Source organism: Streptomyces sp. NPDC048565, from assembly GCF_040650935.1.
Taxonomy (GTDB): domain Bacteria; phylum Actinomycetota; class Actinomycetes; order Streptomycetales; family Streptomycetaceae; genus Streptomyces.
The window spans coordinates 135,001-149,813 of record NZ_JBEZIH010000001.1 but is presented as its reverse complement, the minus strand read 5'-3'; the positions used below and the strand labels follow the sequence as shown (position 1 = coordinate 149,813).

Sequence of the window (14,813 nt, the reverse complement as noted above, 5' to 3'; positions counted from 1 at the left end):
CCGGTGGTCCACCGGACGCAGTGGGCGGTGTCACCGGTGGGCGTGGTCACCGGTGATGGTGAGGCGGCGGTGTTCGAGGGCGGTTGCGAGGGCGTAGGCGCCGCCGCCGGCGAGGGTGAGCACCCAGTAGAGGCCGGTACTGCCGGTGAGGAGCGCGGCGGTGGAGGTGAGGGCCAGCCAGGTGCCGAGGCTGTAGTGGAGCAGGTTGCGTCGCTGGGCGCCCTCGGCGATGTAGAGGAGGCCGACGATGAGGCCGGATCCGGTGGGCCAGAGCATGGTCTGCAGGTCGGGGTTGTCGAGGGTGGAGGTGAGGCCGGTGATGGCGAGGAAGAGGGCGACGAAGCCGGTGACCCACGCCGCGCCGAGGAGCTTGCCGGAGAGGAGCTCGTCCGGATCGGTGGCGGTGCGCTGGGCACGTGTGGCGGCGAGGGTGGCCTGGACCGTGCCGACGGCGAGTCCGGCGCCGAGGAGGGTCATGGGCAGCCAGCCCGGCAGGCCGAGCAGGGGTTCGTCGCCGGCGGAGATGGCGGCCGTGCCGTGGCCGAGCAGGTAGGCGAGGCCGAAGCTGATGTAGGTCGGACGGTTGTCGACCTCCCCCGGGGTGCGGGTCGGCGTGACGGTGGTGGTGGCGATCGGGGCGGGGGGAGCGGCGACGGACATGGCGGGGGCCTCCGGGGTATGGGCTGCGTCAGCCTGTGACGCGTAACGTTAAACTCATCAACTTACACCTGTAACTACAGGGTATGGGGCACTGCTTCTTCTTGCGGGCTCCGTGTCACGTCACGCTTCGGGGACGATGATGACCTTGCCGGCGACGGTGCGGGACTCGGCCAGGGTCAGCGCCGCGGCGGCGTCGGCCAGCGGGATCCGGGCGGCGATCTGCGGGACCACCGTCCCGTCGGCCACCAGCTGCAGGACCTGGGTGAGGTCCTCGCTCATCCGGCGCTGCCAGGACGCGCGGCAACGGCGCTTGCCGGCCCAGAGGTTGTAGAAGTGGGCGCTCTTGCCGTTGGGCAGGTTGTTCCATGCGGCGAGCTGCCCGAAGAGCTTCAGTACCGGCAGCTGGGAGTTGCCCTTGTCGCCCTTGGATGCCGCGGTGCCGTAGGAGACGAGCGTCCCGCCCTTGCGCAGCAGCCGCCACGACTGCTCGACCGCGGCCCCGCCGACGTGGTCGAAGACCGCGTCCACGCCTTCGGGCGCCAGCTCCTTGATGCGGGCGTACATGTCGGGGTCGCGGTAGTCGACCGGTGTCGCGCCCAGCTCACGCACGTGGTCGTGGTGGCGCTCCGACGCCGTACCGATGACCTTCAGCCCGGCGTGCCGGGCCAGCTGCACGAGCGTGGAGCCGACGCCGCCGTTCGCACCCAGCACCACGATCGTGTCGCCGGCGCGGACCTTGGCCGTCCGGTGCAGCATCTGCCAGGCGGTGACCCCGTTGACGACGACGGTCTCGGCGGCTGCCGCGTCCACGCCGTCCGGCACCGGCATCAGGTCCGCGGCGTCGACCAGCAGATGGCTGGCCCAGGCGCCGACCTTGGTGATCGCGGCGAACCGGCGGCCGGCCAGGTCGGTGTCCACGCCGGGGCCGACCTCGGTGACCGTACCGACCAGGTCGTAGCCGGGTACGAAGGGGAAGGGCGGCTGGTCGAAGTACGTACCCAGGCGCATCTGCTGCTCGGCGAACGAGACGCCCGTCGCGTCCATCCGCAGGACGACCTGGCCCTTCTCCGGCTCGGCCAGCTCGCGGGTCCGGCTCTCCAGCCCCTCGGGCTCGACCTCTCCGGGCAGAACGATCTCGGTGGCGGCGATGGCGACGGTGCTGTTCATGGCGTTCGTGGAGTTCATGGGATGGGCTCCTTCAGGCGTCGTCGTTCGGGGCTTCGCTCGTTTGCTTACGGTCGTAACACTACACACGTAAGTCCGGGGCGACAAGAGGCTACCCCCGTAAGCTTCACGCTGTAAGTTGACGAATCGGAGCGCAACGAAACGGCCGACCACGGGCAGACCACCGCGCCCGCACCGAAAGGGCCCTGCGCGAGGCCGGGTTCAGCGGCTGACGGGGACGGCGCGGGAGCGGCGCTCGCCGGGTGGGAGGTTACGGACGGCGATACGGGACTTAAGGGGCCGTTTTCTGTCTGTAACCTCCCCGGAGCCAGCGCACGGCCGCAGCTTGCCCGGGATATTTGGCGTCGCGCCGCTCGTCGCCCTTCGGCGTAGGCGGAGGGCTGAGCCGGCGCGTGATCAGGAGTCGAGCACGGCTGCGACGCCCTCGATCTCCACGAGCTGGTCGGCGTACCCGAGCACGGTGACGCCGAGCAACGTGCTCGGGACGTCGTGGTCGCCGAAGGCGTCCCGGACCACCTGCCAGGCGGTCACCAGGTCCTCCTGTCGCGCGGAGGCCACCAGTACACGCGTGCTGATGACGTCATCCAGGCGGGCGCCCGCCGCCGCGAGCGCGGTCTTCATGTTTTCGAGGGCCTTCGCAGCCTGGCCGGCGTAGTCACCGACGGCCGCTGTGGACCCGTCCTCGTTCAGCGGGCACGCACCTGCGAGGAAGATCAGACGTGCGTCGGCCGGCGCGGTGGCGGCGTAGGCGTACTCGGCCACGTCGGACAGGGCGGTGGAGCGGATGAGCGTGACGGCACGGGGCATGGCATCCAAGTCCTTGCGGATGGTCGGGTATGCGTGTCTCCACCTTCTAGCAGACCCGCTCGTCGGCGCGCCCTCATTTTCCCGGGGGCCCGCTAGGCGGGCTGGTCGACGCGGCCGCAGCGCAGGAGACAGCCAGGCGGTTGGGGAGTTCCGGACGTTCATATCGGAGATATGGGTCCACCTCCTGTCCGTAACTCCCCGGGCCTCGGGGGAAGAGCCGAGCGAGAGTTGCAGATGGGTCCCTACGCCGTGGCTGAGCGCTTTCTATGCCTTGACTGATGCGGTGGATCTGGCGGCCTTCTCGATCTTCGCCCAGTAGGCAGCGCGGGCATCTTCATCGATCTGCATTTCGTGTTCGGGGCGCATCCCGGTTCGGCCGTCGACGCCTTCGCGCAGGATGTCGGCGTGCCCGGCATGCCGGTTGGTCTCGCCGAGGACGTGGACCATGATGGCGAACAGGTTCGTGTTGTCATGAGGCTCCGGCCACCACGGCACGTGACCGGGGGCGTCGAGGGCAAGCTCGTCGATCGTCGCGTCCGAGTGTTCCCACGTGCGCCGGTAGAACCCGATGATCTGATCGCGCGTCTCGTCCTCGGTTGCCCACAGATCGCTGCCGTCGGAGTCCTGCCACCGAGGCAGCGGTTCCGGGGACGGGCGGTCGAAGATCTCGCCGAAGTACCTGGCCTCGACGCCGGCCACGTGTTTGACCAGGCCGAGGAGGTTGGTCCCGGTCGCTGTCAAAGGTCGGCGGGCATCATATTCGGACAAGCCGTCGAGCTTCCAGAGCAGAGCCTTGCGGTCCCGCCGCAGTCTCTCGTGCAGGTTGTCCTTCGCGAATTCATCGATCATGCGGCATGAGCCTGCCATGGGCTGCTCGTGGCCTCAAGATTCCGTACGTGGACCGCGATGACTGGCTGGCAGGGCCGAAGCGCGGCCATGGCCGCTGCCCTGACCTGCTACAAGAAGTTCGCGAAACTTGCCACGTGAGACACCCTCCTGTTGCGCGCATCGGTCATCCCTGCCGTAGCGCGAACCAGAGGTCCGTTCGTACGTCCATGTTGTTCAGGTCCGCGTCCAGCAGGGTCGCGCAGCGGGCGATGCGTTGGCGGACCGTGTTGCGGTGGATCCGCAGGGCCACCGCTGTGCGGTCCCAGCTGCCGTGGAGGCTCAGCCAGCAGCGCAGGGTTTCCGTGAGCGGTCCGGTGAGGGGGGCCAGCAGGGCGCGGGCGTGGGCCTCGGCGCGGTCGGGCGGGACCAGGGCGGCCAGGCCTCCGGTGCCGGGTCGGTGCGTGACCAGTGGGGTGCGGGTGGCCTCGGCGTGGCCCAGGGCGCGGGTTGCCTGGGCTTCGGCCTCGGGCAGGGCGGTGACCGGGGCGGGGGCGGAGACGCCGAGGGTCCAGCCGGGTTGAGGGGGTACCGCGCCGTGGGGGCCGGGGAGCAGGACCCGTACCGTCTCGCGGTCCACGTCCGACAACGCCGATCCCAGGGCGGCGCCGAGCGCCCCGGCGTTCAGCGCGTCGGCCGGAGTGCCGTCGGCGCGGCGGGCGTGGATCACCGCCCAGGTGTCGCCGCCGTCCGGTGCCGGCCGTCGCGACGCGGCGGACGATGCCTCTCGCGGCACCAGCAGCGGCGCCACGTCCTGCGGGGCCGCGCCCAGCAGCAGGCGTACGAGCGCCGCCGAACGGCCCGCCCCGTCGGCGCCCTGGTGCGGGGCGGTGAGCAGGGAGAGCAGTACGACGGCGATGCCGGTGACCGTGTGGTCGCCCGCATCGCGTCGGGGAGTCGCCAGGGCGAGGGCCAGGCCCTGTCCACTGCCGCCGACGGCGTACGCGGAGAGGTGCATGCCGGCCCGGGTGTCGGTCGCCGATGACGGGCTCGGCTTCCGGTCAGGGGGAGGGGAGACGGAGGGAGAGGGGGAGGCGGAGGGAAAGGGAGAGGGGGAGGCGGAGGGAAAGGGAGAGGGGGAGACGGAGGGGGTGGCGGTGGGGATGGCCGTGGGTGGTGCCACCACCCGGGCCAGGCGGGTCAGTGCCGTCTGCACATCCGGTGCCGGGCGCCCGCCCGCCGCGTGCAGTACCCCGCCGTCCGCCGTGAGGAGCGCGACCCGGCCCTCCAGCTGTACGGCGAGCTGGCGCAGCACCGCCGGCACCGGGTCCGGGCGGGCCGCCGCCGTCGCGAGGGCCTGCTGGGCCCGGGTCACCCGGCGCAGCTCGCGGTGGCGCCACTCGGCCATGAGCCGCCACACGGCGCGGGCGACCGTGGTGAAGCGGGTCTCGGGCGGCACCTCGACCAGGGGCAGCCCGTGCCGGTCGCACGCCTCCACCAAGGCGGGCGGCACCGTGTCGTGCACCGGCGCCAGCCCGAAGCCGAGCGCCGCCGCCCCCGCCTGGACGAGCCGGGCCACATAGGTGTCGGCGTCCGTGAGCTGGACTCCGGCCGTCAGCAGCAGTTCACCGCCGAGGAGGTACGGATACGGATCGGCCATCTCCGAGGTGTGCACCCACAGCAGCTCCGCGTGGTCCGGGCCGGCGATCCTGCGCAGCCCCAGCTCCTGCCGGCCAAGGAGCTCGGCCAGGGGAATCGGAGGGGTGGGGGGACCGGCGGGGGATTCCGGCATGGATGATCCATCCACTCGAAGCGATGATGATGGAGGAAACGTACACTTCAGCGTCAGCTTCCGGCCACCTACCGTCTTCATCACCACACCCGGCCCCGGCTCCCGAGCGGAACCGGAACGACGGAGGAGAGCCCATGGCTGTCGACTACGCGGTGATCGTGGTCTATCTGGCCGGCATGCTCGCCATGGGCTGGTGGGGCATGCGCCGCGCCAAGTCCAAGAGCGAGTTCCTGGTCGCAGGACGACGGCTCGGCCCCTGGATGTACTCCGGGACCATGGCCGCGATCGTTCTCGGCGGCGCCTCGACGATCGGCGGTGTGGGCCTCGGCTACCAGTACGGGCTCTCCGGCGCCTGGATGGTCCTCACGATCGGACTCGGGTTGCTCGCCCTGTCCGTCTTCTTCTCCGCGCGCATAGCCCGGCTGAAGGTCTACACCGTCTCCGAGATGCTCGACCTGCGTTACGGCGGCGGGCGGGCCGGAGTCATCTCCGGCGTCGTCATGTGGGCGTACACGCTGATGCTCGCCGTCACCTCGACCATTGCCTACGCCACCATCTTCGACGTCCTGTTCGACGTGAACCGGACCGTGGCGATCATCCTGGGCGGCACCATCGTCGTCGCGTACTCGACGCTCGGCGGCATGTGGTCGATCACGATCACCGACATGGTGCAGTTCGTCGTCAAGACGATCGGCGTCCTGCTCCTCCTCCTGCCGATCGCCGTCGTCAAGGCCGGCGGGTTCAGCGAGATGAAGGCGAAGCTGCCCACGGAGTACTTCGATCCGCTGGGCATCGGCGGCGAGACGATCTTCACGTACGTCCTCATCTACACCTTCGGCATGCTGATCGGCCAGGACATCTGGCAGCGCGTGTTCACCGCCCGCGGCGACCGGACGGCACGCTGGGGCGGCACCGTCGCGGGTACGTACTGTCTGGTGTACGCCGTCGCCGGTGCCGTCATCGGGACGGCGGCCAAGGTGATGTACCCGAAGCTGCCCAGCGCCGACGCGGCCTTCGCGACGATCGTGAAGGACGAACTGCCGGTCGGAGTGCGGGGGCTGGTGCTGGCCGCCGCACTCGCCGCGGTGATGTCCACCTCGTCCGGCGCCCTCATCGCCTGCGCGACCGTGGCCAACAACGACATCTGGTCGCGGCTGCGGGGAGCGGTCACCCGGCAAGCAGGGGACGGCGGGGACGAACGGGACGAGGTGCGGGGGAACCGGGCGTTCATCCTCATCATGGGTGTCGCCGTGATCGTGATCGCCATCGCGCTCAACGATGTCGTCGAGGCGCTGACCGTCGCCTACAACCTGCTGGTCGGCGGGCTGCTGGTGCCGATCCTCGGGGGTCTGCTCTGGCGCCGGGGCACCGCGGCGGGAGCGCTGGCGGCCGTGGCCGTCGGGGGCGTCACGGTGATCGGGCTGATGGGCGCCTACGGGATCCTCGCCAACCAGCCCATCTACTACGGGCTGCTCGCCTCGCTCGCGGTGTACGTCGCCGTCTCGCTGGCGACGAAGCCGACCGACCCGGCCGTGCTGGCCGCCTGGCGCGAGCGCCTGGCCGGGCGGGGGGCCGACGAGGACCCGGCCACCCCGGACCCGGACCGGGTCTCCGTCTGACCGGCGGCCCACCGGGCGCGGGGGCGGATCCGCCCACCGGCCGCCCAGGGAGCCGGTCCGGTCCGGCTCCCTGACACACTGACCGACGTATGAACGCCCACAAAGCGTGCATGGCACAACGAAAGGCACCCACGCCCATGAGCAGCAACGAATCGCCGCGCGGCCCCGTCGACTCCTCCCGCGTCCCGCGGTACGCCGGACCCGCGACGTTCGCCCGGCTGCCCCGGCTCGACGAGGTCGGCTCAGCCGATGTCGCCGTCGTCGGAGTGCCCTTCGACAGCGGCGTCTCCTACCGGCCCGGTGCCCGCTTCGGCGGCAACGCGATCCGGGAGGCCTCGCGCCTCCTGCGCCCGTACAACCCGGCGCAGGACGCCTCGCCCTTCGCGCTCGCCCAGGTCGCCGACGCGGGTGACATCGCGGCCAACCCGTTCAACATCAACGAGGCCGTCGAGACCGTCGAGGCCGCCGCCGACGACCTGCTCGCCACAGGTGCCCGGCTGATGACACTCGGCGGCGACCACACCATCGCGCTGCCGCTGCTGCGTTCCGTCGCCAAGAAGCACGGCCCCGTCGCCCTGCTGCACTTCGACGCGCACCTGGACACCTGGGACACCTACTTCGGCGCCGAGTACACCCACGGAACCCCGTTCCGCCGGGCCGTCGAGGAGGGCATCCTCGACACCGAGGCGCTGTCCCATGTCGGTACCCGCGGCCCGCTGTACGGCAAGCAGGACCTCACCGACGACGCCAAGATGGGCTTCGGCATCGTGACCTCGGCCGACGTCATGCGGCGCGGAGTCGACGAGATAGCCGACCAGCTCCGGCAGCGCATCGGCGACCGGCCGCTCTACATATCCATCGACATCGACGTCCTGGACCCGGCGCACGCCCCCGGCACCGGCACCCCCGAGGCCGGCGGCCTCACCTCGCGCGAGCTCCTGGAGATCCTGCGCGGGCTCTCCTCCTGCCACCTCGTTTCGGCCGACCTCGTCGAGGTCGCCCCGGCGTACGATCACGCGGAGATCACTTCCGTCGCCGCCTCGCACACGGCGTACGAGCTGACGACGATCATGTCCCGGCAGATCGCGGAGGGCCGCACCCAGTGAGTCACGACCACGACGACCGGCCGCAGCTCACCGCCGCACAGGCCGAGGCCGCCCTGAACCCTCCGCCCGGACGTAACGGCGGTGACCTGGTCGTGGAGACCCTCCAGGGCCTCGGCGCCACCACCGTCTTCGGGCTGCCCGGCCAGCACGCGCTCGGCATGTTCGACGCGCTGCGCCGCTCCTCTCTCGCGTACGTCGGGCTGCGCGTCGAGAACAACGCGGGCTTCGCCGCCGACGCCTACGGCCGGATCACCGGTGAGGTGGCGCCGCTGCTCCTCTCCACCGGGCCCGGCGCCCTGACCTCCCTGGCCGCGCTCCAGGAGGCGGCCGCCGCGTCCGCGCCGGTGCTCGCGATCTCCAGCCAGGTCCCGGCCGCGGGACTCGGCGGTGGACGCCACGGCTATCTGCATGAACTCCGCGACCAGCAGGCGTCCTTCCGCGACATCGTGAAGTCCGTGCACACCGCGCGCACGGCCTCGCAGATCCCCTCCGCGATCGCCGCCGCCTGGGAGTCCGCGCTGGCCGCCCCGCACGGCCCGGTCTGGGTGGAGATCCCGCAGGACGTGCTGCTCGCCGAGACCGTCCTGCCGGTGGTCAGCGCGCTGGACGCCACCCCGCGCGAGCTGTACCCACGGCCCGAGCTGACCCTCGCCGCAGCCCGGCTGCTCTCGGACGCCGAGCGTCCGGTGATCGTCGCTGGTGGCGGAGTCGTACGCTCCGACGCGTCCGGCAAGCTGCGCGCGCTCGCCGAGAAGCTCGATGCCCCGGTCGTCACCACCTTCGGCGGCAAGGGCGCCTTCCCCTGGGAGCACCCGCTCTCGCTCAGGTCCTGGCTGGAGGACCGGCACACCACGGACTTCCTGGAGTCCGCGGACGTACTGCTGGTCGTCGGCTCGGGTCTGGGTGAACTCTCCTCGAACTACCACACGTTCGCCCCGCGCGGCCGGGTCATCCAGATCGAGGCCGACGCCGGGAAGCTGGAGTCCAACCACCCCGCGCTCGGTATCCACTCCGACGCCCGCGAGGCACTCGCCGACCTCCTGGACACGGTGGAGCCGCGTACGGACGACACGGCGGCTGAGCGCGTCCGTGCGCTGCTGGAGCGGGTCCACGAGCGGATCGCGGCGCAGGATCTCACGCTGGAGCAGCAGGTGCTGGCATCGGTCCGCGAGGCGCTGCCCGACGCTTCGCCCAGCTTCTGGGACATGACGATCCTCGCCTACTGGGCCTGGTCCGCCTTCGACGCGCGCCGTCCGAACACGATGCACTCGGCGCAGGGCGCGGGCGGTCTCGGCTACGGCTTCCCCGCCGCGATCGGTGCGGCGGCCGCCGATCCGACGAGGCCGGTTCTCGCGGTCTCGGGCGACGGCGGCGCGATGTACTCGATCGCCGAGCTCGCCACCGCCCGGCAGTACGACCTGCCCGTCACCTGGCTGATCGTCGACGACGGGGGCTACGGCATCCTGCGGGAGTACATGACGGGTGCCTTCGGCGAAGCCACGGCGACCGAGCTCACGCGCCCGGACTTCGTCGCACTCGCCGAGTCCTTCGGGGTCCCCGCGGTCCGTACGTCCCCGGAGTCCCTGGCCGCCGACCTCGGCACGGCCCTGGCGACGCCAGGGCCGTCGGTGGTGGTGCTTCCGGCGCTGCTGAGGATGTTCGAGCCGACGCACCTCTGACGAATACCTCCGACGAACCTGACGAGTACCTCTGACGAGTACCTCTGACGAGTACCTCTGACGAGTACCTCTGGCGAGCGCATGGCGTGGTCTCGGTCACCGTGGCTCGCCCCGAGGCCTTGCGGCGCGGGGCCCGGGCCGGGACGACTCCTTCGTCTGTGGCCCAGGCCATAGCTCGGTTTGTCCGTTTACGTGCATCATGTCCAGGCGCTCCAGCCGGGGCGACAGGTGCCCAGTGAACAGCGCGGAGGACGGACGGCATGACTCATCAGTGGCTGTCCCGGTGCTCCCGTACCGCTCTGGTCGGCACCGTCCTCGTCCCGGCGGCCATGGTGGCGTCGCCCGCCACCGCCGCCGCCCCCGCGAAGGCCCCCGCCGTCTCCTGCGTCTCGGACCGGACCGGGCTCGCCGCGAAGATGACCAAGGACATCACCACGGCCCTCAAGGGCCACAAGTCCACCACCGCCCTTGCGGTGCAGGACCACCGCACGCGTACGAGCTGCACGCTGCGGCCCACCCAGCAGGTGGACTCGGCGAGCGTCGTCAAGGTCACGGTCCTCGCCGCGCTGCTCTGGGACGCGCAGAAGACGGACCGGCCGCTCACCCCGCACGAGAGCAAGCTCGCCACAGCCATGATCACCAAGTCGGACAACGACGCCACCACCGAGCTGTGGGACGAGCTCGGCCCCGCGAAGGTCAAGGGGTTCCTCAAGGCGGCGGGCATGACCCGCACGGCACTGGACGCCGAGGGCGCGTGGGGGCTCACCCAGATCACCGCCCACGACGAACAGCGACTGCTGACCCTGGTGACGGCGCGGAACAAGGTGCTCGACGACACGTCGCGGACCTTCGTCCTGGACCGGATGCGCAAGGTCGTGCCGGAACAGCGCTGGGGCGTTCCGGCAGGTGCCCCGGGCGACGCGACGGTCCAGCTCAAGAACGGCTGGCTGGAACGCTCCACCCACGGCTGGCGCGTGCACAGTGTCGGCGCGTTCAGCGGCAAGGGCCACGACTACGTGATCACCGTCCTCACGCAGGACAACAAGACGATGGAGGACGGCATCGACACCGTCCAGGCCGTCTCCAAGGCCGTGCACAAGGACATCGGGCCCACCACCGGGTGAAGACGCCACCCCTACCCGAGTCCTAGGGTCACCCGACCCCGCCTCCGCCCATCGGCCGAGAATTGTTGCGGGAGGATGAAATCCGCAGCTGACCGCGTTGGAGACATGCGGCAGGACCAAGCGGGGCGACGGGGCGGAACAGGAGGCACGGGTGGGCGCGGAGAAACAGGGCGCGGAGGACCGAGGCGCGGCTCAGGACACGGAGACCCGGGACACGGAGAAGCGGGACTCGGAGACCCGGGACTCGGAGAAGCGGGACTCGGAGACCCGGGACTCGGAGAGCCGGGGCTGGGGGCGTCGGCTGAGCGGATACGCGTGGCGCTACCGGCGCAACGTCGTACTGGCGCTCGGCTCGTCGCTCGCCGGCATGGCCGTGATGGCGATCGTCCCCCTCATCACCAAGGTGATCATCGATGACGTGGTCGGCAGCCACACCCGTTCGCTCGGCGTGTGGACCGGCCTGCTCATCGGCGCGGCCGTCCTCGTCTACGGCACCGCCTTCGTCCGCCGCTACTACGGCGGACGGCTCGCCCTCGACGTCCAGCACGACCTGCGGACCGAGATGTACGGCGCCCTCACCCGGCTCGACGGGAAGCGGCAGGACGAGCTCTCCACCGGGCAGGTCGTCGGGCGCGCCACCAGCGACCTCCAGCTGATCCAGGGGCTCCTCTTCATGCTCCCGATGACCATCGGGAACATCCTGCTCTTCCTCCTCTCCCTGGTGATCATGGCGTGGCTCTCGCTGCCCCTGACCCTCATCGCCCTCGCCGTCGCCCCCGCCCTGTGGTTCATCGCCCGGCGCTCCAAGGCCCGCCTCTTCCCCGCCACCTGGTACGCCCAGAGCCAGGCCGCCGCCGTCGCCGGAGTGGTCGACGGGGCCGTCTCCGGGGTCCGGGTCGTCAAAGGCTTCGGCCAGGAGGACCAGGAGACCGGCAAGCTCCGCGAGGTCAGCCGCAGGCTCTTCGCGGGCCGGCTGCGCACCATCCGGCTGAACTCCCGCTACACCCCCGCACTCCAGGCCGTACCCGCGCTCGGCCAGGTCGCGATGCTGGCACTCGGCGGCTGGCTCGCCACCCGGGGCGAGATCACGCTCGGTACGTTCGTCGCCTTCTCCACCTACCTCGCCCAGCTCGTCGGCCCGGTCCGGATGCTCGCCATGGTCCTCACCGTCGGCCAGCAGGCACGGGCGGGTGTGGAGCGTGTCCTGGAGCTGATCGACACCGAGCCGTCCATGAAGGACGGCGCGAAGGCGCTCCCGGCCGACGCCCCGGCGAGCGTCGAGTTCGACGACGTCCGCTTCGGCTACACCGACGACCGCCCCGTCCTGAACGGCTTCTCCCTCTCCATCGAGCCGGGCGAGACCGTCGCCCTCGTCGGCTCCTCCGGCAGCGGCAAGTCGACCGTCTCGCTCCTGCTGCCCCGTTTCTACGACGTGTCGCACGGCGCGGTCCTGGTCGGCGGCCACGACGTCCGTGAGCTGACCCAGGAGTCGCTGCGCGCCGCCATCGGGCTCGTACCCGAGGACAGCTTCCTCTTCTCCGAGTCCGTCGGCGCCAACATCGCGTACGGCCGCCCCGACACCACCCAGGAGCAGATCGAACAGGCCGCGCGCGCCGCCCAGGCCCACGGCTTCGTCTCCGAGCTGCCCGACGGCTACGACACCAAGGTCGGCGAGCACGGCCTCACCCTCTCCGGTGGCCAGCGCCAGCGCGTCGCGCTCGCCCGTGCCATCCTCACCGACCCCCGTCTGCTGCTGCTCGACGACGCGACCTCCGCCGTGGACGCCCGGGTCGAGCACGAGATCCACGAGGTCCTGGCGCAGGTCATGGAGGGCCGCACGACCCTGCTGATAGCGCACCGGCGGTCCACCCTCGGCCTCGCCGACCGCATCGCCGTCCTCGACCAGGGGCGGCTCGCCGACATCGGAACGCACGCGGAGCTGGAGCGCCGTTCGGCGCTCTACCGCCGGCTGCTCACCGACCCGGACGAGCTGGGCGGCACCTCGCCCGGGCACCAGCCGTCCGCCTCCACGGCCCCCGAGGACGACCGGGCGCTCCAGGAGGAACTGGACGCCGAGTTCGACGCCGAGCGCGGTGTCACGCCCGGGCTGTGGATCCGTAAGGAGGAGCAGCGCGACGCGGCGGCCGCGGGCATGCCCGCCACCCCCGAACTGCTCGCCCAGGTCGACGCCCTGCCGCCGGCCACCGACGTCCCCGCCATCGACGAGGCGAGCGCGGTGCGCCCGGAGAAGTCGTACGGCCTGCGCAGGCTGCTGCACGGCTTCGGGGCCGCGCTGCTGCTGAGCCTGGCGCTGGTCGCCGTCGACGCGGGCATGGGTCTGCTGCTGCCCGTCCTGATCCGCCACGGCATCGACGACGGCGTCACGAAGATGGCACTCGGCGCGGTCTGGACGGCGGCGGGATTCGGACTGCTCGCCGTCCTCGTGCAGTGGATCGCCCAGATCGGTGAGACCCGGATGACGGGCCGCACCGGCGAACGCGTGCTGTACTCCCTGCGCCTCAAGATCTTCGCGCAGCTCCAGCGGCTCGGCCTCGACTACTACGAGCGCGAGCTGACCGGCCGGATCATGACGAGGATGACCACGGACGTGGACGCGCTGTCCACGTTCCTGCAGACCGGCCTGGTCACCGCCTTCGTCTCCGTCGTCACCTTCTTCGGCATCACGGTCGTGCTGCTCGTCCTCGACATCCAGCTGGCCCTGGTCGTCTTCGCGACCCTGCCGCTGCTGATCGTCGGCACGTTCTTCTTCCGCCGTAAGAGCGTCAAGGCGTACGAACTCGCCCGTGAGCGCATCAGCGTCGTCAACGCCGACCTCCAGGAGTCCGTCGCCGGGCTGCGGATCGTCCAGGCGTTCCGGCGCGAGCACGACGGCGCCGAGCGGTTCGCCGAACGCAGCTACCACTACCGCCAGGCCAGGGTGCGCGGACAGTGGCTGATCTCCGTCTACTTCCCGTTCGTGCAGCTGCTCGCCTCGGTCGCGGCTGCCGCCGTGCTGATCGTCGGCGCGGGGCGCGTCGACAACGGCACGCTGACCACGGGTGCGCTGGTCGCCTATCTGCTCTACATCGACCTGTTCTTCGCGCCCGTGCAGCAGCTGTCCCAGGTCTTCGACGGCTACCAGCAGGCCACGGTCTCCCTCGGCCGGATCCAGGAACTCCTGCGGGAGCCGACCTCCACGGCCGACCACGACGAGCCGCAGGGCGTGACGTCGCTGCGCGGCGATATCGCCTTCGAGGGCGTCTCCTTCGCCTACACAGGCGAGGAGGAGGCCCTGACCGGCATCGATCTGCGGATCCCGGCCGGCCAGACGGTCGCCTTCGTCGGTGAGACGGGTGCGGGCAAGTCCACGCTGGTCAAGCTGGTCGCCCGCTTCTACGACCCGACGAGCGGACGCGTCACCGCGGACGGTACGGATCTGCGGCGGCTCGACAGGACGGAGTACCGGCACCGGCTCGGAGTCGTGCCTCAGGAGGCGTACCTCTTCGAGGGCACGGTCCGCGACGCCATCGCATACGGACTCCCCGAGTCCACCGACGCCCAGGTGGAGGCGGCGGCCCGGGCCGTCGGCGCGCACGACATGATCGCCACCCTGGAGGACGGCTATCTGCACGAGGTGGCCGAACGGGGCCGCAACCTCTCGGCCGGCCAGCGCCAGCTGATCGCGCTCGCCCGCGCCGAACTGGTCGACCCCGATGTCCTGCTGCTCGACGAGGCGACCGCCTCCCTCGACCTCGCCAGTGAGGCCCTGGTCAACCAGGCCACCGACCGGCTGGCGGGCCGCCGCACCACCCTGGTGGTCGCGCACCGGCTGACCACGGCCGCCCGTGCCGACCGGGTCGTGGTGATGGACAAGGGCCGGGTCGCCGAGGACGGCACGCATGACGAGCTGCTGGCCAGAGAAGGAACGTACGCCCGGCTGTGGCGCACCTTCATAGGGGAGGGCATAGGAGAGGACGCCCCGGCGGGTGTATGACGCCGGCTGCAACCTGAAGAGC

10 protein-coding genes are annotated in these 14,813 nt (G+C 71.0%); 5 read left to right on the top strand and 5 right to left on the bottom strand.

What is annotated here, in order from left to right:
• Positions 1 to 30 precede the first annotated feature (30 nt).
• The 5 genes from AB0C75_RS00630 to AB0C75_RS00610 all read right to left on the bottom strand — a co-directional run bounded on the left by AB0C75_RS00630 (position 31) and on the right by AB0C75_RS00610 (position 5,269).
• A complete protein-coding gene (locus tag AB0C75_RS00630) occupies positions 31 to 660 on the bottom strand; it encodes an ABC transporter permease (RefSeq protein WP_362885658.1) in 630 nt (209 codons plus the stop codon).
• 120 nt (positions 661 to 780) lie between these two features.
• A complete protein-coding gene (locus AB0C75_RS00625) occupies positions 781 to 1,827 on the bottom strand; it encodes a medium chain dehydrogenase/reductase family protein (protein ID WP_362886140.1) in 1,047 nt (348 codons plus the stop codon).
• 414 nt (positions 1,828 to 2,241) lie between these two features.
• A complete protein-coding gene (locus AB0C75_RS00620; protein ID WP_362885656.1) occupies positions 2,242 to 2,652 on the bottom strand; it encodes a RidA family protein in 411 nt (136 codons plus the stop codon).
• A gap of 264 nt (positions 2,653 to 2,916) precedes the next feature.
• Positions 2,917 to 3,501 (bottom strand): DinB family protein, encoded by a 585-nt coding sequence (locus tag AB0C75_RS00615; RefSeq protein ID WP_362885654.1) that lies wholly within the window; start codon positions 3,499 to 3,501, stop codon positions 2,917 to 2,919.
• 163 nt (positions 3,502 to 3,664) lie between these two features.
• The gene (locus tag AB0C75_RS00610; RefSeq protein ID WP_362885653.1) at positions 3,665 to 5,269 is read right to left on the bottom strand and encodes a PucR family transcriptional regulator; all 1,605 of its coding nucleotides are present in this window, start codon (positions 5,267 to 5,269) and stop codon (positions 3,665 to 3,667) included.
• 134 nt (positions 5,270 to 5,403) lie between these two features.
• On the opposite strand from AB0C75_RS00610, the gene AB0C75_RS00605 reads away from it, so the two are divergent.
• The 5 genes from AB0C75_RS00605 to AB0C75_RS00585 all read left to right on the top strand — a co-directional run bounded on the left by AB0C75_RS00605 (position 5,404) and on the right by AB0C75_RS00585 (position 14,791).
• A complete protein-coding gene (locus AB0C75_RS00605) occupies positions 5,404 to 6,888 on the top strand; it encodes a sodium:solute symporter (protein ID WP_362885651.1) in 1,485 nt (494 codons plus the stop codon).
• A 137-nt stretch (positions 6,889 to 7,025) separates the two neighbouring features.
• Positions 7,026 to 7,994: an agmatinase gene (speB, locus tag AB0C75_RS00600; RefSeq protein WP_362885650.1), complete on the top strand. Its 969-nt coding sequence runs from the start codon at positions 7,026 to 7,028 to the stop codon at positions 7,992 to 7,994.
• Positions 7,991 to 9,673 carry a thiamine pyrophosphate-binding protein gene (locus AB0C75_RS00595; RefSeq protein ID WP_362885648.1) on the top strand — a complete coding sequence of 561 codons (1,683 nt, stop codon included), beginning with the start codon at positions 7,991 to 7,993 and terminating at the stop codon, positions 9,671 to 9,673. Before speB ends, AB0C75_RS00595 begins: the two co-directional genes overlap by 4 nt.
• A 329-nt stretch (positions 9,674 to 10,002) precedes the next feature.
• The gene (locus tag AB0C75_RS00590) at positions 10,003 to 10,797 is read left to right on the top strand and encodes a serine hydrolase (RefSeq protein ID WP_362886138.1); all 795 of its coding nucleotides are present in this window, start codon (positions 10,003 to 10,005) and stop codon (positions 10,795 to 10,797) included.
• A 301-nt stretch (positions 10,798 to 11,098) separates the two neighbouring features.
• On the top strand, positions 11,099 to 14,791 hold the full coding sequence (locus AB0C75_RS00585; protein WP_362886136.1) for an ABC transporter ATP-binding protein: 3,693 nt from the start codon (positions 11,099 to 11,101) through the stop codon (positions 14,789 to 14,791).
• The last annotated feature ends 22 nt before the right edge of the window (positions 14,792 to 14,813 follow it).